The following is a 22,057-nucleotide window of genomic DNA, read 5'->3' as shown; positions in this document are numbered from 1 at the left end:
TTGTTGTTTGTTTCGTTTTTCATTTCAAAAAATCTAATATTTTATATTAAAAATCTTTATTTATTTTTTATTGTTCCTTTTTTCCTTATTTATTGAAGCTACCATAATGGCAAGAATTTCATTCCCTTCTTTTTTAAGAATTTGAATTTCTTCCAAATTATCTTGAATTATAATTTCAAATATCTCCAGCCAATAAACACTTTCATCTACTTCTTCTTCAACAATCTTTAATTTGTTAATAAAATCAGCTGTAGATTTAGCTCTTTGTGACGCTCTGTAATTTGCACCAACAGAACTTGAACTTCGTATAAGTTGATTCACAAAGGCATTATACTCTCTTTATTTTGGTACTTTTTCACAAAACCTCCAACAATCAATTGCAAATGCTTTAGTTCTTATTAATATTTCATTTTTCATAACAAAACTTCTTATTTAACTTCTAATATCTAATATTTAATATCTAACTTTAGAAAATTATTTAAAATTTGTTCTCCAGCTTTACTGCTTTTCTCAGGATGAAACTGTACTCCGTAAAAATTATCTTTTTGCAATGCTGAAGTATATTTTATCCCATATTCAGTAATTGCAATAGCTTCCTCATTCAACGGAACATAAAAACTGTGCACCAAATACATATACTCCTTTTCCACAATCCCTTTAAAGAGTTCAGAATTCAAATTTTCAATTTGATTCCATCCAATTTGAGGAACTTTAACTTTATTACTAAACTTAACAACATCAACATCAAAAATTCCCAGACCTTGTGTGTTGCCTTCTTCACAATAATTACACATTAACTGCATTCCCAAACAAATACCTAAAACAGGCTGTTTTAAAGTTGGAATCAATTTATCCAATCCGGTAAATCTCAATTTTTTCATCGCACTGCTAGCTTCTCCAACTCCGGGGAAAATCACTTTGTCAGCCCCCTTAATTTCTTCAGCATCGTCTGATAAAACAGCTTCATACCCCAACCGTTGAATTGCAAATTTAATAGATTGAATATTTCCTGCACCGTAATTTATAATGACTATTTTCATTAAAGCATCCCTTTTGTACTTGGTAAAATCATTTTTTCTGAATCTCTTTTTACCGCAGCTTTTATGGCTTTTGCAAATGCTTTAAAAATAGCTTCAATTTTATGATGCTCATTTACGCCTTCAGCTTTGATATTCAAATTGCATTTTGCGCCATCCGTAAATGATTTGAACAAATGGAAAAACATTTCCGTTGGCATTTCCCCAATTTTTTCACGTTTAAAATCCGCATCCCAAACCAGCCAGTTTCTTCCACCAAAATCGATGGCAACCTGCGCCAAACAATCATCCATAGGCAAACAAAAACCATAACGATCTATTCCCATTTTATTCCCCAATGCTTTTGCAAAAACTTCACCCAAAGCAATCATGGTATCTTCGATGGTGTGGTGTTCATCCACGTCCAAATCCCCTGTCACTTTAATCGTTACATCCATTTGTCCGTGACGTGCAATCTGATCAAGCATATGGTCAAAAAAGGCAATGCCTGTTGAAATATTGCTTTTTCCTGTACCATCTAAATTTAACTTAATATAAATATTGGTTTCGTTTGTGTTTCGTGAAAGCTCAACAGTTCTGTTTTTTAACTTTAAAAACTCATAAATTCGTTTCCAATCGTCTGTTTCTAAAGCAATAAATTTATTTAAAACCTCTCTTTTGACCGTTATTTCATCGGTTCCAAGATTGCTGTTTTCATTGATAAAAATTCCCTTTGCTCCTAAATTTTTTGCCAATTCAATATCTGTTAACCGATCTCCAATTACAAATGAATGCTCTAAGTCATATCCTTCTGAAAAATATTCTGTCAATAATCCTGTATTCGGTTTTCTGGTAGAAGCATTGTCTTTTGCAAAAGTTTTATCAATAATAACCTCTTCAAACGTTACACCTTCATTTTCAAAACATTGAATGATAAATTTTTGAACAGGCCAAAAATTTTCTTCCGGTAAACTAGACGTTCCCAAACCATCCTGATTGGTTACCATAACCAAAGTAAAATCGAGCTCTTTGGCTATTTTTCCTAAATAGGTGAATACTTTTGGATAAAATATTATTTTTTCAAAAGCATCAACCTGCTGATCTTCAGGCTCTTTTATCATGGTTCCGTCTCTATCGATAAACAGTACTTTTTTCTTCATTTTAAATTTCTTTTAATGCTTTTATCAATTTTATGTTTTCACTGGTTGTGCCAATAGTCAATCTCAATGTGTTTTCACATAATGGCTGCGTTGTTCTGTTCCTAATTACAACTCCTTTTTCTAATAATTGATGGTATCTTTTTGTAGCATCATCCACTTTTACTAAAATAAAATTGGCATCTGTTGGATAAATTTCTTCAATAAATGATACAGATGTTAATTTATCTATCAGTTTTTTCCGTTGTTCTAAAATATTATCAATTTCATTTCTGACCTTGTTTTTAGTCAAAATCCGTTTTAATGCTCTTTGCTGCGTTAATTCATTTACATTATACGGCGGTTTAATTTTGTTCAAAATCGAAATAATTGCTGAAGAAGCAAAACAAATTCCCAACCTAATCCCTGCCATTCCATAAGCTTTAGATAAAGTTTGGGTCACCACTAAATTCGGAAATTCATTTAACCTTTGCAACCAGCTTTTTTCCGAAGAAAAATCAATATAGGCTTCATCAATAACAACCAATCCTTTAAATGAATTCAACAATATTTCAACACTTTCACTGTTAAAAGAATTTCCAGTAGGGTTGTTAGGGGAACATAAAAACAAAATTTTTGAATTTGCATCTGCCGCTTTTAAAATTTCATTCACATTTGGCTGAAATTTATTGGTTAGTAAAACCTCCTTTTCCTCAATATTATTAATGTTTGCCAATACCTTATACATCCCATAAGTGGGCGGCAACGTAATGATGTTGTCTTGTTTTGGTTCACAAAAAGCCCTAAAAATTAAATCCAACACTTCATCACTTCCATTACCCAATAAAATTTGACTTACAGGGACTTCTTTTAATTTTGACAATGCTGCTTTTACAGTGGTTTGTTGCGGATCCGGATAACGGTTTACGCCATTCTCAAACGGATTTTCGTTTGCATCTAAAAACACCATATCAGCAGTCATCTCCTTAAATTCATCTCTTGCTGAAGAATATGGTTTTAATGCCTTTATATTTTCGCGGACCAATTTTTCAATTGCAAACATAATTACTTTTTTAAACTTTTTAAACGTAAAGTTACTGCATTTTTGTGCGCATCCAAACCTTCTGCTTCGGCCATTAATTCTATGGTTTTCCCAATATTCTGAATTCCTTTTTCAGAAATTTTCTGAAAGGTAATCGATTTCAAAAACGAATCTAAATTAACACCGGAATACGCTTTTGAATAGCCATTTGTGGGTAAAGTATGGTTGGTTCCAGAAGCATAATCTCCTGCACTTTCCGGGGTATAATTACCAATAAAAACAGAACCTGCATTTTGAACATTCTCAACATAAAAATCGTTGTTATCTGTACAAACAATAAAATGTTCAGGTCCATATTCATTAATCATTTCCATTGCCGTTTCTTTTGTTTCCACAAAAATCAATTTCGAATTTTCAATCGCTTTTGCTGCTATTTTTTTCCTGGATAACAGTGGCAATTGGATTTCAATTTCCTTTTCAACTTCTTTCAACATTTCCATAGATGTTGACACCAAAATTACCTGACTGTCTGTGCCATGTTCAGCCTGACTCAATAAATCGGATGCCACAAAGCTCGCATTGGCGCTATCATCAGCAGCAATCAACAATTCGCTTGGACCGGCAGGCATATCAATGGCAACGCCGTATTTGGTTGCCAATTGTTTCGCAACGGTAACATATTGATTTCCAGGACCGAAAATTTTATACACCTGCGGAATGGTTTCCGTTCCAAAAGTGAGTCCGGCGATGGCCTGAATGCCGCCAACCTTTACAATTTTAGTAATACCACAAAGTTGTGCCGTATAAAGAATTGCCGGATTAATTTCTCCTTTTTTGTTGGGCGGAGTACATAAAACGACTTCTTTACAACCTGCAATTTGTGCCGGAACAGCCAACATCAATACTGAAGAAAACAACGGCGCTGTACCTCCCGGAATATACAATCCCACTTTCTGAATTGGTCTTTTTTCTTGCCAGCACTCCACGCCTTCAACAGTTTCAGCAAAAACTTTGGCTGTTTTTTGGGCCAAATGAAATTTTTCAATGTTCATTTTTGCCTTTTGAATGGCTTCTTTTAATTCATCAGATACTAATTTTGCTCCTGCTGAAATTTCTTCCTCAGTCACGCACAAATTATTCAATTCAACACCGTCAAAAATAGCAGTATACCGTTTTACGCCATCGTCACCGTTTCTTCTGACATCGTCAAATATAGAAGTTACCGTATTTTCAACAGCTTCAATGGTTTGGGTGGGTCTTTTTAAAATGGTAACCCATTCCTTTTTTATCGGATTTATTATTTTTTTCATCTTTTTGATTTCATAAATTTAAACAACCATTTTTTCGATGGGAACCACCAGTAAACCTTCGGCACCCAATTGTTTCAGCTCGTCAATAACTTCCCAAAAAGTATCTTTCTCAATTACGGTATGGATAGAGCTCCAGCCTTTTTCTGCCAAAGGCAATACTGTCGGACTTCTCATTCCCGGCAATATTTTTATGATTTCGGCAATTTTATCATTGGGCGCATTCATTAAAATATATCTCGATTTCCTGGCCTTTAACACTGCCTGAATCCGAAATTGAAGTTTATTTAGCACCAACAGACTTTCCGAAGAAATGGTTGGCGAAACCGCTAGAACAGCTTCACTTTTAAGCATCACTTCAACTTCCTTTAAATTATTTTTAAACAGGGTGCTTCCACTTGAAACAATATCGCAAATAGCATCAGCCAAACCAATACTTGGGGCAATTTCTACAGAGCCGCTAATGATATGAACATCAGGTGTTACATTAAATTTTTTAAAGTATTCCTTTACCGTATTCGGATAAGAAGTGGCGATGCGCATTCCATCTAAATCGTTGATTTTTTTGTAATTTTTTCCTTTGGGAATAGCCAAAGAAACGCGGCATTTTGAAAATCCAAGACGTTCAATAATACCAATGTCATTTCCTTTTTCAATCAAAACATTTTCACCAATAATAGCGATATCAACCACGCCATCTTTAAGATATTGAGGAATATCTCCATTTCTCAAATATAAAACTTCCAAAGGAAAATTACTTGCTGACGCTTTTAACTGGTCCTTTCCATTATCGATGGAAATGCCACAATCTTTTAGAAGTTGAAGAGAATCTTCGTTTAGTCTTCCTGCTTTTTGAACTGCGATTTTTAATTTACTCATTTTTATTTTTTGGTGTTGTGTTTGAGTAAATCAATTGGTTTTAAAGAAAAAACCCGCTTGATGAACTCAAACGGGTTTTAAATATATGTTTAATTTTTACACAATACATTTTCAACTCACTTGAGTGGGACTATGAAAATGATGATGGTGGTTTTGTGTAAAATTCATTTCTGTGATTATTATTTGACAAATATAGAAAAATGTTTAAGATTCCGACACTACTTATCAAATAAATTTACAAATGACGCTTTTTTGTTAATTATTTAACAGATATCATTTCTTCCCTTCTCACAATCATTCCATATTTCAATTTATTACGTTTTAAATTAATAATTCATTTAATCAATTAACAATTATTTGATTAAATTTGCACTTTCTAACAATACACTAAAAAATCAATTTATGATTCAATTCTTTGGAAACAAAAACAGTAAAATAGTTGCTGTACAAACGTCAAAAGAACTTTCCCATACCAACATTCAAAAATTAAACTGGCTTTTTGGTAACCAAGAAAAATTAGCTGAGGCATCTGTGGATGCTTTTTTTATTGGTCCGCGTGCTGCTATGATAACACCCTGGAGTACGAATGCCGTTGAAATTACCCAAAATATGGGTATTGAAGGGATCCTTAGAATTGAAGAATTTAACGCTTCAACAAAAGACGCCGAATTTGATTCGATGATTTTTCAAAAATATGCTTCTTTAAACCATGATATATTTACCATTCATATTGAACCAGCGGCTATTTTGGAAGTTGATGATATTGCTGCTTATAATAAATCTGAAGGCTTGTCTTTAAGCGAAGAAGAAGTTGATTATTTGAATGACTTAAGTGAAAAAATGGGTCGAAAATTAACCGATTCTGAAGTATTCGGATTTTCACAGGTAAATTCAGAACATTGCCGACATAAAATATTTAACGGAAAATTCGTCATAGATGGTGAAGAAATGCCAGCCTCATTGTTTAAACTAATCAGAAAAACTTCGGAAATAAACCCGAATGGAATTGTTTCAGCCTATAAAGACAATGTGGCATTTGTTGAAGGTCCGGTAGTTGAACAATTTGCACCAAAATCTGCCGATAAACCAGATTTTTATCAGAAAAAGAATTTTAAATCGGTGATCTCTTTAAAAGCAGAAACACATAATTTTCCTACAACAGTAGAACCGTTTAATGGTGCTGCAACCGGATCAGGTGGTGAAATCAGGGACCGGTTGGCTGGCGGAAAAGGATCTTTACCATTGGCAGGAACCGCTGTTTATATGACTTCCTATTCTCGTTTAAATGAGGACAAGCCATGGGAAAAAGCAATGAAAGAACGTGATTGGTTGTACCAGACACCTATGGATATATTGATAAAGGCTTCAAACGGCGCTTCCGATTTCGGAAACAAATTTGGGCAGCCATTAATTACAGGTTCTGTTTTAACTTTTGAACATGAAGAGCACTTCGACAAGCTCAGTGTGACCTCAAGAAAGTTAGGCTACGACAAAGTGATTATGCAAGCGGGTGGCATTGGTTATGGAAAAGCAGATCAGGCTTTAAAAGACAAACCGGCAGCAGGTGATAAAATAGTGATATTAGGTGGTGACAATTATCGAATTGGTATGGGTGGCGCAGCAGTTTCATCTTCAGATACAGGTGAATTCGCAAGTGGAATTGAACTTAACGCTGTTCAACGTTCCAATCCGGAAATGCAAAAACGTGCCGCAAATGCTATTCGTGGCATGGTAGAAAGTGATGTCAATCCTATTGTTTCGATACACGATCACGGTGCCGGCGGACATTTAAACTGCTTGTCGGAATTGGTGGAAGAAACCGGCGGGTTAATTGACTTAGACAAATTACCGATTGGCGATCCAACGCTTTCAGCAAAAGAAATCATAGGGAACGAATCTCAGGAAAGAATGGGGTTGGTAATTGGCCAGAAAGATATTGAATTACTCCAAAAAATTGCTGATCGTGAACGCTCACCTATGTACCAGGTTGGTGAAGTAACAAATAACAATCGTTTTACTTTCAAATCAAAATCAACAGGTGAAAAACCAATGGATTTTGCCTTGGCAGCTATGTTTGGCAGTTCGCCAAAAGTTGTGATGACCGATAAAACCATCAAATACAACTATGCCAATTTAGAATACAATATAAGAAACATCGCTACCTACTTAGAGCAAGTGCTGCAATTAGAGGCGGTAGCTTGTAAAGACTGGTTGACCAATAAAGTAGATCGTTGCGTGGGCGGAAAAGTAGCCAAACAACAATGTACCGGACCATTGCAGTTACCATTAAACAATTGCGGAGTAATGGCTTTGGATTATTTGGGTAAAGAGGGAGTCGCAACTTCAATTGGTCACTCACCTATAGCCGCCTTAATTGATCCTGTGGCAGGAAGCAGAAATGCAATCGGTGAATCTTTATCCAATATTGTTTGGGCGCCCATTAAAGATGGTTTAAAAGGAATTTCATTGTCTGCCAACTGGATGTGGGCTTGTAAAAATGAGGGGGAAGATGCTCGTTTATATGCAGCTGTAAAAGGTTGTTCGGATTTTGCAATTGAACTGGGAATCAATATTCCAACGGGAAAAGATTCGCTTTCAATGAAACAAAGATACCCCAAAGACGAAGTTATTGCACCGGGAACTGTCATCATTTCGGCCGGAGGAAATTGCACCGATATTACCAAAGTGGTGGAACCTGTATTACAAAAAGACGGCGGATCAATTTATTACATCAATCTTTCACAGGACGACTTTAAATTAGGAGGTTCATCATTTGCGCAAACGCTGAATGCTATTGGAAATGAAGCACCTACCATTAAAGATGCTGCTTTTTTCAAAAGAGCCTTTAATACCATGCAAGCATTAATTTCAGAAAATAATATCCTTGCGGGACACGATATAGGAAGTGGCGGATTGATCACGACTTTGTTAGAAATGTGTTTTAGCCCCATAACCCCCGAAGGGGGAACTGGAAATTTTACAGAAGCTGGGATGTTACTGTCTTTTGATCATTTTAAAGAAAAAGATTTGGTTAAAATTTTATTTTCAGAAAATATTGGAGTCGTTATTCAAGCAAAAGACGATATTGTTTTTGAAAGTAAATTAAATACAAATAGTATTGAATTTTTCAAAATTGGTTCTGTAACAAATAACGGAACTTTAGACCTCGGACTTTTGACTTTTGACATTCCTAGATATAGAGACGTTTGGTATAAAACCTCTTACCTACTCGATCAAAAACAATGCGCAAATAACAAAGCACAAGAGCGTTTTGAAAACTATAAAAATCAACAGTTAACCTATGTTTTCCCAAGTCATTTCACAGGTAAGTTAGAAGACTTCATTGTGAGTGAAACGAAGCAATCTGTTTCTAATGGAAAGATTGCCGCGTCGCAAACTCCTCGAAATGACGGTAAAAGACCAAAAGCAGCCATCATTCGTGAAAAAGGAAGCAATTCTGAACGTGAAATGGCAAATGCTATGTACCTGGCTGGTTTTGATGTGAAAGATGTTCATATGACCGATCTAATAAGCGGACGTGAAACATTGGAAGACATACAGTTTATTGGTGCAGTTGGCGGATTTTCAAATTCGGATGTTTTGGGTTCTGCAAAAGGTTGGGCAGGTGCATTTTTATACAATGAAAAAGCAAAAAAAGCCCTGGACAATTTCTTTAAAAGAGAAGATACCTTGTCCGTAGGAATTTGTAATGGTTGCCAATTGTTTATGGAATTGGAAGTTATTAATCCGGAACACAAAGTTCATGGAAAATTATTGCACAACGATTCCCACAAGCACGAAAGCGGATTTACTTCAGTAACTGTACAAAACAACAATTCGGTCATGTTATCTACTTTGGAAGGAAGTACTTTAGGCGTTTGGATTTCACATGGCGAAGGGAAATTTAACCTTCCTTTAGAAGAAAAAGAATACCATATTGTGGCCAAATACGGTTATGATGCATATCCGGCAAATCCGAATGGTTCCGATTATAATGTTGCTATGATGAGCTCAAAAGACGGTCGTCATTTAGTGATGATGCCACATATTGAGCGTTCTATTTTTCAATGGAATTGGGCTTATTATCCCAAAGAAAGAAAAGATGAAGTTTCCCCTTGGGCAGAAGCTTTTGTGAATGCCATAAAATGGTTGGAAAACAACTAATTTTATAATTTATATCATAAAAAAGGGATACCAATCGGTATCCCTTTTTTAATTTTTGGAAAAATTGTTAGTTCCCATTTTCTAATATTACTTCCTTCATATCTTTTGATATTAATTTAACTTCATCAAATCCCATAGTCTGAAATTGAGCAAATTGTGTGGCCGCATCACCTACCACAACATAAACCATTTTAGACTCATCTAAATATTTATTGGCCAATTGCTTGTGCTGTTCTAGCGTCATGTTATTAATTGTAGCTTCTTCCTTTTCTATATAGTTAGAAGGTAAATTATAATTGCTTATTTCTTGTAACATTCCCAATAATGAAGTTTGTGTTTCAAAACGTCTTGCATTCGATTTAATCAGGGCATTTTTCGTGAATTCTAAATCTTCCTTACTAATGCCTTCTCTATATTTTGCAATCTCATCTTTAAAAATCTGCACTGATTCGCCTGTTGTATTTGTTCTGACACTTGAAGAGGCTGTAAACGTTCCAGGTGTTTTTGAACCGCTAAAACTGGTGCGTGCACCATACGTATATCCTTTTTCTTCCCTCAATATCAAGTTTACATTTCCTGAAAATGAACCACCTAATTTATAATTCATCACTTCAGCAGGATAAAAATCTTTATCTGTTCGTGCCAATCCAATATATCCAATATTGATTACAGATTGTTTGGCATTCGGAATATCAATAAAATACAAAGATGATTTATCTCTTGTATTTGCTATAGGAAATTCAGGAATCTGAACATCTTTAGCTTTCCAATGATTTTCCAAACCACTAAGATTTTTCAAAATTTGTTCCTTGGTGATATTACCAACAATATTAAACATACTTACTGATGGTGAAAAATTAGCAGTATAAAATGCCTTTAAGTCGTCCATTGTAATAGCTTCAACCGAAGTTTCTGTACCACTAGTCGGGTATGAAAAAATATGATCTTCACCATATAAAATTTTATTAAACATATTGTCAGCAACCACATTAGGATTGGCATCTGAACGTTTAATTTGATTTATAGTTTTGGTTTTTATACGGGAAAATTCATCTTCATCCCAACGAGGTTCCAATAAAATTTCTTCAACTAATTTCATTGTTTTATCAAAATTTCTAACCAATGTATTTCCTCTTATTATAATAGACTCATTGGTTGTATACATATTAATGTTGGCGCCCAACATTTCTATCTCTTCTTCAAGTTGTTCAGGTGTTTTATTGGCTGTTCCTTCCATCATTATATCCGTCATCAAATTAGCCACACCATTTTTGTTTTTAGTATCCAAAAGATGTCCTCCTGCAATTACCAAACTAAAATTTACTGTTGGAATTTCGTTTTGTTCAATTCCATAAACTTTCATATCATTACCCAATGTTGAAGTCCAACTTTCTGGAATAGATAATTTAGGTGAAATCCCTTGATTAGGTTCCTTAGATCGATCAATTAATGAAGGTGTTTTTACAATTTCTTCTTTAACATCTATAATTGTTTTAACCACATTTTCCTTAATCTCTTCTTCAACAATTTCTGCCTTTATAGAGTTTTCGGTAATTAAATCCAATTGTCCCTTTGGTACAAAACTGGTCATTATATATGGTTTTCCTTTAATGTATTTTTCATATACACGAATAACATCCTCTTTGGTAACCTTTTTAATATTTTCAATATCTTGTTCAATAAATCCGGGAGTTCCTGCAAACACATTGTATCGCGCTAACTGGAATGATTTACCTAAAACACTACTGATACCATTGTAAAAACTGGTTTCCAATCCGGCTTTAATTCGTTCCACATCTTTATCAGATACACCTTCCTTTTCAAATAAGTCGAAAGCTTCAAAAATTCCCTTTTCAACATCTTTTAAACTATTTCCTGTATTTGCTGTAATATTTATATGAAATTCTCCAGCCAATTCTTGTGAATTATTATAAGCACGTGTTCTGGAAGTTAATTTTTTTTCTTTCACCAAAATTTTATAAAGTGGTGCTTTTTTTCCGCTGGATAATATTTCAGATAAAAAATCAAGTGCATACGCATCTTCTGTATATTGTTGTACTGTTGGCCATACCATATTTAATTGAGGTACTGTAGCAAAGTTATCTTCATGATAAAAACGTTTTGTTTTTGCAATAGTTACAGGTTGTGGTTCCAAACGTTTCACTTCTTCCCTCCTCTTTATTTCTCCAAAATACTTTTCAATCAAGGCTTTAGCATCTTTAATTTCAAAATCACCGGCTAAAACCAACGTTGCGTTATTGGGTCCATAAAATCTGTTATAAAATTCCTTAACATCATCTATCGTAGCATTTTGAAGATCTTCTAATTCTCCAATTACCTGCCAGCTATATGGGTGTCCTGCAGGATAAATATTTTTATCTAATACCCAACTGGTATGTCCATAAGGATTGTTATCAACACGTTGTCTTTTTTCATTTTGAACAACTTCTTGTTGATTGTTAAAAGCAGATTCTGTAACCGTATTAATTAAAAAGCCCATACGATCACTTTCTAACCATAAAACTGTTTCCAGCGCATTGTTGGGAACTACTTCATAATAAACAGTACCATCTTTCCATGTTCCTCCGTTAAGTGTTCCGCCAACATCCTGAATTTTTTTGAAAAATTGATCTTGTGGAACATTTTCGGATTCCTGAAATAGCACATGCTCAAATAAATGGGCAAACCCAGTTCTTCCTGTTATTTCTCTATTGGAACCAACACCATATTGTATGGCTAAAGAGACTATTGGATCACTTTTGTCTTGATGAAGCACTACATCAAGACCATTTGGAAGTTCATACTTTTCAAATGCAATAGAAAATTTTACATCCTTATTTGAATTTTGTGATATTCCTTTAAATGAAATGATCATAAAAGACAAAGTCAGTAAAGCTAAAATTGAAAATTTAAAATTAATTTTTATCATTGTACAATTATTTTTTAGAATTGCATAAATATACAATAGATTTTTTAATAATTAATTAGCGAAAATTTAACCAAAACCCTCTTAAGATTTCATTTTTGTGAAATACTTTTTTTTTCTACTTTGCAGTATCAATATAAATCTATGTCAAACCAAATTACACGTTTATTCGATTTTGCCTATCATCAATTAGCAACCAATCCACAACAAAAGTGTTTTAACACAAAAATTGACGGCAAATGGATTTCAACTTCAACACAAAGTTATATCGACCAAGCGAACTGCATTAGCAGAGCCTTGTTACGGTTGGGCGTAACACCAAACGATAAAATTGCGGTAGTAACTTCTACAAACCGTGTTGAATGGAGTATTTTAGATATTGCCGTCTTACAAATTGGCGCGGTAAATGTGCCTTTATATCCTACCATTTCTTCCGATGATTTTCAATACATTATCAATCATTCTGATGCTGTTTTGTGTTTTGTTTCCGATAATGAATTGGCGGAAAAAGTTTTAAAAATTAAAGACAAGACCCAGTTAAATGACATTTATTCTTTTGATACCATTGAAGGTTTTTCAAGTTGGGAATCGTTACTGAAATTGGGTGAAGACGAAAGCAATCAATCTGAAGTTGAATTGTTAATAAAACAAGTTTTAGGCGCCAATTTGGCAACAATTATCTACACTTCCGGAACAACCGGCACGCCAAAAGGCGTGATGCTTTCACATAAAAATATTGTGGAGAATACGTTTACCAGTGCCAAAGCATTAAATTTTACACCCGGAAATTATATGGTTTTAAGTTATTTACCTATTTGCCATATTTTTGAACGCTTTGCCTTATATTATTATCAAAATATGGGATTTGAAATTTACTTCGCAGAATCCATCGATAAATTAGGGGATAATTTAAAAGAAGTAAAACCACATTTTATTCCGGTTGTGCCTCGATTGCTCGAAAAAATATACGACAAAATTGTGGACAAGGGCGGCAATTTAAAAGGAATAAAAAAAATGCTTTTCTTTTGGTCACTTGATTTAGGAAAAAAGTATGAACCTTATCGTGAGAATGGGTGGTGGTATCATTTTCAGCTGAACATTGCCAATAAGTTGGTTTTTAGCAAATGGCGCGAAGCATTAGGCGGAAATATTAAGTTTTTAGTTTCTGGAAGCGCTGCACTACAACCAAATTTAATTCGTGTTTTTACAGCCGCCGGAATTCCTGTTTTTGAAGGCTATGGAATGACGGAAACTTCTCCGGGAATTTCCATCAACGATTTCAGAAATAAAGGATTTAAAATTGGGACGGTAGGCAGAATCCTTGACGATATGGAAGTCAAAATTGCAGGGGACGGCGAAATTTTGGTAAAAGGTTCAAATGTGATGATGGGTTACTATAAAAATTCAGCATTGACAAACGAAACCATTGTTGATGGTTTTTTACATACCGGAGATATTGGGGAGTTAGACGCCGACAGATTTTTAAAAATTACAGATCGAAAAAAAGAAATATTTAAAACATCAGGCGGTAAATACATTGCCCCTTCAGCAATTGAAGGACTTTTAAAAGAATCTCGTTTTATTGAACAGGCGATGGTGATTGGAGAAGGCGAAAAAATGCCAGCAGCCTTTATACAACCTCATTTTGAATTTTTATTGGCCTGGGCAAAACACAAAGGACTCCAGTTTGATGGTTCAAATGAAAATGTTATTCAACATAAAAAAGTACGGAAACGTATTCAAAAAGAGATTGATAAAGTAAATGAAAAATTAGGCAAATGGGAGCAGATAAAAGCCTTTGAACTCACTTCAGAAAGTTGGAGCGTTGAAAATAATTTACTTACGCCTACACTAAAAATGAAACGGAAAATTATTTTACAAAACTATAGCCATCTGTACATAAAAATCTATAAAAATTAATTTTAATGAATGCAACCATGGCTATTGTGAATTTGCTTTAATTATCATACTTTGCAAGAAAACTAACCAACCCTATATAAAATGCCAATAAAAATTACACGATTATTTGATTTTGCCTATTACCAACTAGAACAATACAATTTAGAAAAAGCTTTTTCCACAAAATATAATGGAAAATGGGTTTCAACTTCAACACAGGAATATGTTGATAAAGCCAACGCCATTAGTAGAGGATTGCTGAGATTGGGCGTAAAACCGGGGGATAAAATTGCCCTTATATCTTCGGCCAACAGAACGGAATGGAATATTATGGATATTGGTATATTGCAAATAGGCGCCATCAATGTCCCTATTTACCCAACAATTTCGGAAGAAGAGTATAAATATATTTTTAACCATGCCGAAGTTACCTATTGTTTTTTATCAGATCAAGTGCTTTATGACAAAGCAATTTCAATTAAAAATGATGTAGTCACTTTAAAAGAAATCTATTCCTTTGAAGAAATTGAAGGCTGTAAAAACTGGGAAGAAATTTTAGCGCTGGGAAAAGATGAAAGTAATCAGCCAGAAGTTGAAGCATTAAAAGACTCCGTTAAGCCTTTTGATTTAGCAACCATTATATATACGTCAGGAACAACTGGAAAACCAAAAGGTGTTATGCTTTCCCATAATAATGTGGTTACCAATGTGCTGGATAGTTTTCCAAGAATGCCATTGGAGTTAGGAACTACAAGAACCTTAAGTTTTTTACCGGTATGTCATATTTTTGAACGGATGCTGCTTTACTTATATCAATACTCAGGAACTTCCATTTATTTTGCGGAATCCCTTGAAAAACTTGGAGAAAACATCAAAGAAACCAACCCGAATTTAATGTCGGTAGTACCTCGTTTACTGGAAAAAATATACGATGGCATCATCGCAAAAGGATCAGAATTAAAAGGAATAAAAAGAATACTGTTTTATTGGGCCGTAGAATTGGGCTTGAAATATCAACCTTATGGAAAAAATGGTTGGTGGTATGAACAACAATTGGCTGTTGCGAATAAATTAATATTTGTGAAATGGAGAGAAGCTTTAGGTGGTAATTTAACCACGATGGTCTCGGGAAGTGCGGCATTACAACCACGTTTGGCCAGCGTGTTTACAGCGGCAAAAATGCAAATTATGGAAGGCTACGGTCTTACAGAAACATCACCGGTGGTATCCGTGAATATGTATAAAGACCATATGTTTAAAATTGGCACCGTTGGAAAACCCATTGAAAATGTTGAAGTTAAAATTGCAGAAGACGGTGAAATATTGGTGAAAGGGCCAAATATTATGCTTGGTTACTATAAAGATCCTGAAAAAACAGCAAGTATAATGACTGGCGAATATTTTCATACCGGCGATAAAGGTGAAATTGACGCGGATGGATTCCTTAAAATAACAGGTAGAAAAAAAGAGATTTTTAAGACATCGGGAGGAAAATATATTGTTCCTGCCCTACTTGAAAATCAAATGAAACAATCTCGATTTATAGAACAAATTGTTGTGATTGGCGAAGGGCAAAAAATGCCGGCAGCAATTGTGCAGCCAAACTTTGAATTTTTAAGGAGCTGGGCCAAAATTCATCATGAGCCAATATTGCAAAATAATGAAGATTTAATTCAAAATCCAATTATCATTGCCCGAATTCAAGAAGAAATAGATCTTGGAAATAAAAATTTCGGTAAATGGGAAACCATCAAACGATTTGAACTAACCCCTGAAGTTTGGGGAATTGACAATGGGTTGCTTACGCCAACAATGAAACCAAAACGGAATGAGATTATTTTAAGATACAAACACTTGTATAATAAAATATATGAAATTAAGAATTGAAAGTCCGTTTGAAATAAATAGGGTAGCGCCCGAGCTATCCGCAATGAAGTTGAAAGATAAATAACAAACAGATTGCCAGAGGTTTTTAAAAACCTCTGGCAATCTTGAGATAAAGGTATGAACAAATTTATAAATTAACAATTGGTTTTTATACTTTTGTAACCAACAAAAAATTAATTCATGGAACATTTTATAGTATCGGCCCGTAAATACAGACCTCAAACTTTTGAGGATGTTATAGGACAACAGGCAATTACCAATACGCTTGAAAATGCTATAAAAAACAACCATTTGGCACAAGCATTATTGTTTACAGGCCCCAGAGGTGTTGGAAAAACAACCTGTGCACGGATTTTGGCCAAAAGAATCAATCAGGCCAGTTGCGGAAACCTTGATGAAGATTTCGCTTTTAACATTTTTGAATTGGATGCCGCTTCAAACAATTCGGTTGACGACATTCGAAATTTAAACGATCAGGTGCGTATTCCGCCCCAAACCGGAAAATACAAAGTATATATTATTGATGAGGTTCACATGCTTTCGTCAGCCGCATTTAATGCGTTTTTAAAAACTTTGGAAGAACCGCCGGCCCACGCTATTTTTATTTTGGCGACTACAGAAAAACACAAAATAATTCCGACCATACTTTCACGCTGTCAAATATTTGACTTTAAGCGTATTGGTGTATTAGATACTAAAAATTACCTTAAAAAAATAGCTGTTCAGGAAAATATTGAGGCAGATGATGACGCCTTGCACATTATCGCCCAAAAGGCAGATGGCGCTTTACGTGATGCGCTTTCCATTTTTGATCGTGTGGTAAGTTTTTCTGGCAAAGAATTAACCCGTAAAGCAGTTACCGAAAATTTAAATGTGCTGGATTACGATGAATATTTTAAAACAACCGACTTATTGCTTGAAAATGACATACCGGAAGTTTTGGTTCATTTCAATTCCATCTTGTCCAAAGGATTTGACGGAAATCACTTTATCACCGGATTGGCTTCTCATTTTAGAGATTTACTGGTGAGCAAAGATAAAATCACCATTGAATTGCTGGAAGTTGGCGACAATGCCAAAAAGAAATATTTAAGTCAGGCAGAAAAATGTGATTTGCGTTTTTTATTAAAAGGAATTGAGCTGGCAAATGATTGTGATTTGAAATACAAAAGCAGTAAAAATCAGAGATTGCTTGTTGAGCTTGCATTGATGCAACTGGCCTCTGTCACTTTTGACGGAGAAAAAAAAAACAATAAACCCTTTATAATTTCGGCGGTTGTTTTCAGATCAAAAACCTCAAAAAAAAGCAATGCGAAGTTTATTGTAAAAGAAGAAATTAAGGTCGTTGCAAAACAGAAAGTTCCTGCAATAAAAAACGAATCTAAAATTACCGTAACGCCCGGCATTGAAACTTCAAAAGCCGATTTAAAAAACACCGGACGAAGACGTTCAGACCTTTCCTTAAAAAGTATTGAGCGAAAAACAGAAATTTCAAAAATGGAAGTTGTGTATGATGAAGTCGAGGGCTTGCCTACAGATGCTTTTTCAGAAAGCAAACTGCTGCTGCTTTGGGAATCATACATAAATAACCTTATTGAGCATGGTAAAAAAAGTTTGGCTTCCATTATGAATTCAAATGTTCCCAGGCTGGAAAACAGAATCATTCATTTTCAGCTTCCGAATGCCATGATGAAAGACCAGCTTGATCGGGCTAAATTTCCTTTGGTGAAGTATCTGCGTGAAAAATTGAACAATTTTAAAATTGACCTTATTATTGATGTCAATGAAGAAGAAACTAAGAAATTCGCTTATACGCCAGATGAAAAGTATCAAAAATTAAAAGAAAAGAACAGTGCATTGGAACTATTAAAGAAAACTTTTGATTTAGACCTGTAAATTTCGGTATTAGTTTCCTTTCTTTATCTCTTGCTAATTAAACTAATTAATTTGGATATAAAATTATTAATAACCCTTTTGGCCGGATTTTTAATTGTAGCTATTGCAGCAAATGAAATTGCGAAAGTTTTTCAGAAAATAAAATTCCCATTAATTACCGGATTAATCATTACCGGAATAATTGCAGGCTCATCTGTGTTAAATTTCATAAGCCCGAAAGCATTAACAGAACTCTATTTTTTAAATGAAATTGCTTTGGCAATTATTGCCTTTTCAGCTGGTTCAGAACTATATTTAAAAGAATTAAGGAGTAGAATTAATAGTATTAAATGGATGACCATCGGTCAACTCGTAATCACTTTTTTTATGAGTACTGCCGTTATTTATTTTTTCGCACACAAAATTCCGTTCATGGCAAATATGCCAGCCAGCCATAAAATTGCAGTCGCTGTTTTATTTGCTGTTATTTTTGTTGCAAGATCGCCTTCTTCAGCAATTGCCGTTATTAATGAAATGAGAGCAAACGGACCATTTACTAAAACGGTCATGGGTGTAACTGTTATAAAAGATGTTTTGGTAATTATTTTATTTGCAGTTTGTTTATCCATTGCAAAAGCACTAATTAACGATGAAGTAACAGGAATTTTGTTTTTTGTTATTTTATTTTTAGAATTAATTGTTTCCGTTGGACTGGGTTTGGCAGTAGGAAAATTATTGAAACTCCCCTTTTTAACTAAATTTGATATTAAAATAAAAGGAATTCTTATCCTTATTATTGGCTACAGTATTTATGCCTTTTCACATTATATAAAACTAAAATCAATTGAATTATTAAACTATGAATTTGCTTTAGAACCATTATTAATTGCTATCATAGGAAGTTTTGCATTAACCAATTTCAGTAAACACAGAATTGAGTTTTCCAAAACACTGGAAGAAATAAGTCCGATAATTTACATCGTGTTTTTCACTTTAACAGGAGCTTCCTTATCAATGCAAATATTAATGAGTGTTTTCGGAATTGCTATAGCCTTATTCCTTTTACGTTTGGTAACCATGTTTTTTGGAGGAATATTCGGCGTTTTTGCTGCAAACGATTTTAAAAAATACAGGTTTATCGCCTGGATGCCCTATTTAACCCAAGCTGGAGTTGCTTTGGGATTAGCGACCATTATTTCAAGTGAATTTCCAACCTGGGGTCCGCAATTTGAAGCAATTATAATTGCCATTATCGTTATCAACCAATTGGTTGGTCCTCCCCTTTTCAAATGGTCACTTAATTATGTAAAAGAAAGTCATTTACGCGCAAACATCCCACAATTTGACGGTACTCAGGATGCCGTAATTTTCGGATTTGAAAACCAGTCTGTTGCACTCGCAAAACAATTGCAAAAAAACAAATGGGAAGTCAGAATTGTGAATACTGAAAAAATGAATGAAGATGAAGTTAAAGACGTTGAAATCATAAAGTTAAAAACGATAAATTTAACTGCGCTTAAACAAATAAGCCTAAAAAAAACGGAGGCCATTGTTTTAATGCTTTCTGATGAAGACAATTACAAATTGGCCCAACTCATTTATGAACATATTGGAACCAAAGATGTCATTGTTCGCTTAAATAAACGTGAAAATTTTGATAAATTTTATAAGCTTGGAACTTTAATTATTGAGCCTGCTACTGCAATGGTAAGTTTATTGGATCATTTTGTACGCTCACCAAATGCAACATCATTGCTACTTGGGCTAGGAGACGGCCAAGACACTATTGATATGGAAATAAGAAATAAAGACGTCCACGGGTTACGGTTACGCGATTTAAGATTGCCTTCTGATATTTTAGTGCTTGCCGTAAAAAGAAAAGGACTACTGCTCGTTTCTCATGGGTATTCACGTTTAAGATTGGGAGATATTTTGACAATGGTTGGCTCAGCAACGAGCTTAGATGAAATTAAATTTAAATTTGATACATAATGTTAGGCTTAAAACTTCCTACAGACCCACGATGGGTAAATATTGCAGAAAAAAATATTGATGAAATTTTAATCGACCATGCGCATTGCGAGCTAAAAGCAGCTTCAACCGCGAACTCACTAATTATGAGTTTTCCCGAATATTCAGATTTGGTTACAGAAATGGTTTCACTGGTTAAAGAAGAAATGAGTCATTTTAAAATGGTACATGACCGCCTTTTAAAAAGAGCCGTTAAACTGGGTCCCGACAGAAAGGACATTTATGTCAATAATTTATTAAAATTTTTCCCCAAAGGCGGAAGCAGAACCACACAATTGGTGCACCGCTTATTGTATGCGGCACTTATTGAAGCCAGAAGCTGCGAACGTTTTCGCCTGCTTTCAGAAAACATTAAAGACCAGGAGCTGGCAAAATTCTATCGCGATTTAATGGCTTCAGAAGCAAATCATTACACCTTATTTTTAGGTTTTGCACGAAAATATGGAGACAGAGATGAAGTAGATCATAAATGGAACGATTTATTGGAATTTGAAGCAACATTAATGAAAGATTTGGGAACACAGGAAACAATTCATGGGTAAATTTCAATTAAAAATTGATAATGAATTTTGAATGTTAGATTATAGATGTTGAATTATTTTAGATCTCAACGAATAAACGACTCAACAAATAATACAGTTAAACAATTTAAAAAGTTTACAGTTTTCAGTCGCAGTTTTCAGTAAAAAATTTAAAATTCAAAATTCATAAATCGTAAATCAAAAAAACTAACAACTAATAACTCAAAACTAAAAGAACCGTCCTATGATTTTTTTCGTCGTAAAATATTTAATTTTTTTAGCGTTGGCAGACGCTGCAACCCAAAGAGCCTCGTGGTTGGTAAAGCGGGGAAAAGGCGGTCTGGGTGATGTGGATATAAAAATTCAATTACTTTTACAGAAAAAGATCACCAGACTAGATTTTTTTGTTACTTTTTTTATCAATGAAAAAAAGTAAAAAGATAAAATGGATGAAGTTCCAAATAGGCTGTTTATAATTAATTTCTGATATAATGTTGAATTATAGATGTTGAATTATTTTAGACACCGACAAATAAACGATGCAACAAATAAACAATTACACGATTAAACAGTTAAACAGTTAAACAAATAAACAGTTTATAAAACGTGAGTTCCAGTATTTTTTAATTGAATGCAATGGAATAAAAAATGTATCGAGAACACACGATTTGTCACCCTGAGCGGAGTCGAAGGGAAACAGATGACGACTCAACAAATAAACAAATCAACAATTACACAAAAAAAATGTTCAGCAAAGAGGAATCAGCACAGTTAAGAAAAGAATTTTGGACAAGTTTCGGCAAATCTTTTCCAAGAAAATGGGTGTTGTACAACACCCAGATTAAAGACTTCAGTTTTAAATTTGTTGCCGAAAAAAATCAAGTGTTGGTTTGCTTGGATATTGAATCTTTCGACAAAAATAAAAATAAGTTGCTTTTTGATCAAGTCTTAGAATTAAAAAGCAATCTGACTGATGATTATTTGCCGGATGTTATTTTCGATGAGCTTTATCTATTGGATAATGGTAAAATTATTCATAGAATTTATGTAAAATATAATGGGGAATTTGATATTCACAATAAAAACACATGGCAAGGAGCCTACATCTTTTTTAATGAAGCGATGCATCAATTTGAAGAATTTTATGAGGATTTTGAAGATTTTATCAAACAAGTTATTTATAATTAATTAATGATTTAATGTTGAATTTTGAATTTTAGATGTTGTATTATTTTAGGCAGCAACAAATAAACGATTAAACAGTTTATAAAACGTCAGTTCGAGTGTTTTTTTTAATGGAATGCAATGGAATAAAAAATATATCGAGAACACACAATTAAACGATTAAACAGTTAAACATTTTGTCACTCTGAG

General features: G+C 34.1%; 15 protein-coding genes. 8 read left to right on the top strand and 7 right to left on the bottom strand.

Annotation, left to right across the window (positions count from 1 at the left end):
• Window positions 1-60: 60 nt before the first annotated feature.
• The 6 genes from ABY285_RS05600 to hisG form a co-directional block, all read right to left on the bottom strand.
• Window positions 61-321 (bottom strand): four helix bundle protein, encoded by a 261-nt coding sequence (locus ABY285_RS05600; protein WP_372767892.1) that lies wholly within the window; start codon window positions 319-321, stop codon window positions 61-63.
• Between the two features lie 125 nt (window positions 322-446).
• Window positions 447-1,040 (bottom strand): imidazole glycerol phosphate synthase subunit HisH, encoded by a 594-nt coding sequence (gene hisH, locus ABY285_RS05595; RefSeq protein WP_372767890.1) that lies wholly within the window; start codon window positions 1,038-1,040, stop codon window positions 447-449.
• Window positions 1,040-2,176 carry a bifunctional histidinol-phosphatase/imidazoleglycerol-phosphate dehydratase HisB gene (hisB, locus tag ABY285_RS05590; protein WP_372767888.1) on the bottom strand — a complete coding sequence of 379 codons (1,137 nt, stop codon included), beginning with the start codon at window positions 2,174-2,176 and terminating at the stop codon, window positions 1,040-1,042. The genes hisH and hisB overlap by 1 nt, the downstream gene beginning before the upstream one ends.
• Before the next feature lies 1 nt (window position 2,177).
• Window positions 2,178-3,215: a histidinol-phosphate transaminase gene (gene hisC, locus ABY285_RS05585; RefSeq protein ID WP_372767886.1), complete on the bottom strand. Its 1,038-nt coding sequence runs from the start codon at window positions 3,213-3,215 to the stop codon at window positions 2,178-2,180.
• Between the two features lie 2 nt (window positions 3,216-3,217).
• Entirely contained in the window at window positions 3,218-4,504 is a 1,287-nt protein-coding gene (gene hisD / locus ABY285_RS05580) for a histidinol dehydrogenase (RefSeq protein WP_372767884.1), read from the bottom strand.
• Window positions 4,505-4,522: 18 nt separating this feature from the next.
• Entirely contained in the window at window positions 4,523-5,380 is an 858-nt protein-coding gene (hisG, locus tag ABY285_RS05575) for an ATP phosphoribosyltransferase (protein WP_372767882.1), read from the bottom strand.
• Window positions 5,381-5,782: 402 nt separating this feature from the next.
• Between hisG and purL the strand changes: the two genes are divergently transcribed.
• On the top strand, window positions 5,783-9,544 hold the full coding sequence (purL, locus tag ABY285_RS05570) for a phosphoribosylformylglycinamidine synthase (protein ID WP_372767880.1): 3,762 nt from the start codon (window positions 5,783-5,785) through the stop codon (window positions 9,542-9,544).
• 67 nt (window positions 9,545-9,611) lie between these two features.
• On the opposite strand, the gene ABY285_RS05565 is transcribed toward purL, so the two are convergent.
• On the bottom strand, window positions 9,612-12,419 hold the full coding sequence (locus tag ABY285_RS05565) for a M16 family metallopeptidase (protein WP_372767936.1): 2,808 nt from the start codon (window positions 12,417-12,419) through the stop codon (window positions 9,612-9,614).
• Between the two features lie 195 nt (window positions 12,420-12,614).
• Here ABY285_RS05565 and ABY285_RS05560 point away from each other — a divergent pair, with 195 nt between their 5' ends.
• From ABY285_RS05560 to ABY285_RS05530, 7 genes are all read left to right on the top strand, one after another.
• Complete coding sequence (locus tag ABY285_RS05560; protein ID WP_372767878.1) at window positions 12,615-14,390, top strand: long-chain fatty acid--CoA ligase; 1,776 nt, start codon at window positions 12,615-12,617, stop codon at window positions 14,388-14,390.
• 81 nt (window positions 14,391-14,471) lie between these two features.
• On the top strand, window positions 14,472-16,256 hold the full coding sequence (locus ABY285_RS05555; RefSeq protein ID WP_372767876.1) for a long-chain fatty acid--CoA ligase: 1,785 nt from the start codon (window positions 14,472-14,474) through the stop codon (window positions 16,254-16,256).
• A 180-nt stretch (window positions 16,257-16,436) separates the two neighbouring features.
• Window positions 16,437-18,152 carry a DNA polymerase III subunit gamma/tau gene (gene dnaX / locus ABY285_RS05550; protein WP_372767874.1) on the top strand — a complete coding sequence of 572 codons (1,716 nt, stop codon included), beginning with the start codon at window positions 16,437-16,439 and terminating at the stop codon, window positions 18,150-18,152.
• Between the two features lie 51 nt (window positions 18,153-18,203).
• A complete protein-coding gene (locus ABY285_RS05545; RefSeq protein ID WP_372767872.1) occupies window positions 18,204-20,123 on the top strand; it encodes a monovalent cation:proton antiporter family protein in 1,920 nt (639 codons plus the stop codon).
• Window positions 20,123-20,704, top strand: coding sequence for a tRNA-(ms[2]io[6]A)-hydroxylase (locus ABY285_RS05540; RefSeq protein ID WP_372767870.1), 582 nt, complete (start codon window positions 20,123-20,125; stop codon window positions 20,702-20,704). The genes ABY285_RS05545 and ABY285_RS05540 overlap by 1 nt, the downstream gene beginning before the upstream one ends.
• Before the next feature lie 223 nt (window positions 20,705-20,927).
• On the top strand, window positions 20,928-21,119 hold the full coding sequence (locus tag ABY285_RS05535; RefSeq protein ID WP_372767868.1) for a hypothetical protein: 192 nt from the start codon (window positions 20,928-20,930) through the stop codon (window positions 21,117-21,119).
• 308 nt (window positions 21,120-21,427) lie between these two features.
• The gene (locus ABY285_RS05530) at window positions 21,428-21,871 is read left to right on the top strand and encodes a DUF4268 domain-containing protein (RefSeq protein ID WP_372767934.1); all 444 of its coding nucleotides are present in this window, start codon (window positions 21,428-21,430) and stop codon (window positions 21,869-21,871) included.
• Window positions 21,872-22,057: the final 186 nt, after the last annotated feature.

Origin of the sequence: Lutibacter sp. (genome assembly GCF_041555395.1) — a bacterium.
In the GTDB taxonomy this organism is placed as follows: domain Bacteria; phylum Bacteroidota; class Bacteroidia; order Flavobacteriales; family Flavobacteriaceae; genus Lutibacter.
Note: the sequence above shows the minus strand (reverse complement) of the source record. Positions and strands in the feature narration are given on the sequence as shown.

Bases quoted from the DNA above. Each gene is read 5' to 3' on its own strand.
- hisH (WP_372767890.1), bottom strand. From the start codon at position 1,040: ATGAAAATAGTCATTATAAATTACGGTGCAGGAAATATTCAATCTATT.
- hisB (WP_372767888.1), bottom strand. From the start codon at position 2,176: ATGAAGAAAAAAGTACTGTTTATCGATAGAGACGGAACCATGATAAAA.
- hisC (WP_372767886.1), bottom strand. From the start codon at position 3,215: ATGTTTGCAATTGAAAAATTGGTCCGCGAAAATATAAAGGCATTAAAA.
- hisD (WP_372767884.1), bottom strand. From the start codon at position 4,504: ATGAAAAAAATAATAAATCCGATAAAAAAGGAATGGGTTACCATTTTA.
- hisG (WP_372767882.1), bottom strand. From the start codon at position 5,380: ATGAGTAAATTAAAAATCGCAGTTCAAAAAGCAGGAAGACTAAACGAA.
- purL (WP_372767880.1), top strand. From the start codon at position 5,783: ATGATTCAATTCTTTGGAAACAAAAACAGTAAAATAGTTGCTGTACAA.
- ABY285_RS05565 (WP_372767936.1), bottom strand. From the start codon at position 12,419: ATGATCATTTCATTTAAAGGAATATCACAAAATTCAAATAAGGATGTA.
- ABY285_RS05560 (WP_372767878.1), top strand. From the start codon at position 12,615: ATGTCAAACCAAATTACACGTTTATTCGATTTTGCCTATCATCAATTA.
- ABY285_RS05555 (WP_372767876.1), top strand. From the start codon at position 14,472: ATGCCAATAAAAATTACACGATTATTTGATTTTGCCTATTACCAACTA.
- dnaX (WP_372767874.1), top strand. From the start codon at position 16,437: ATGGAACATTTTATAGTATCGGCCCGTAAATACAGACCTCAAACTTTT.
- ABY285_RS05540 (WP_372767870.1), top strand. From the start codon at position 20,123: ATGTTAGGCTTAAAACTTCCTACAGACCCACGATGGGTAAATATTGCA.
- ABY285_RS05535 (WP_372767868.1), top strand. From the start codon at position 20,928: ATGATTTTTTTCGTCGTAAAATATTTAATTTTTTTAGCGTTGGCAGAC.
- ABY285_RS05530 (WP_372767934.1), top strand. From the start codon at position 21,428: ATGTTCAGCAAAGAGGAATCAGCACAGTTAAGAAAAGAATTTTGGACA.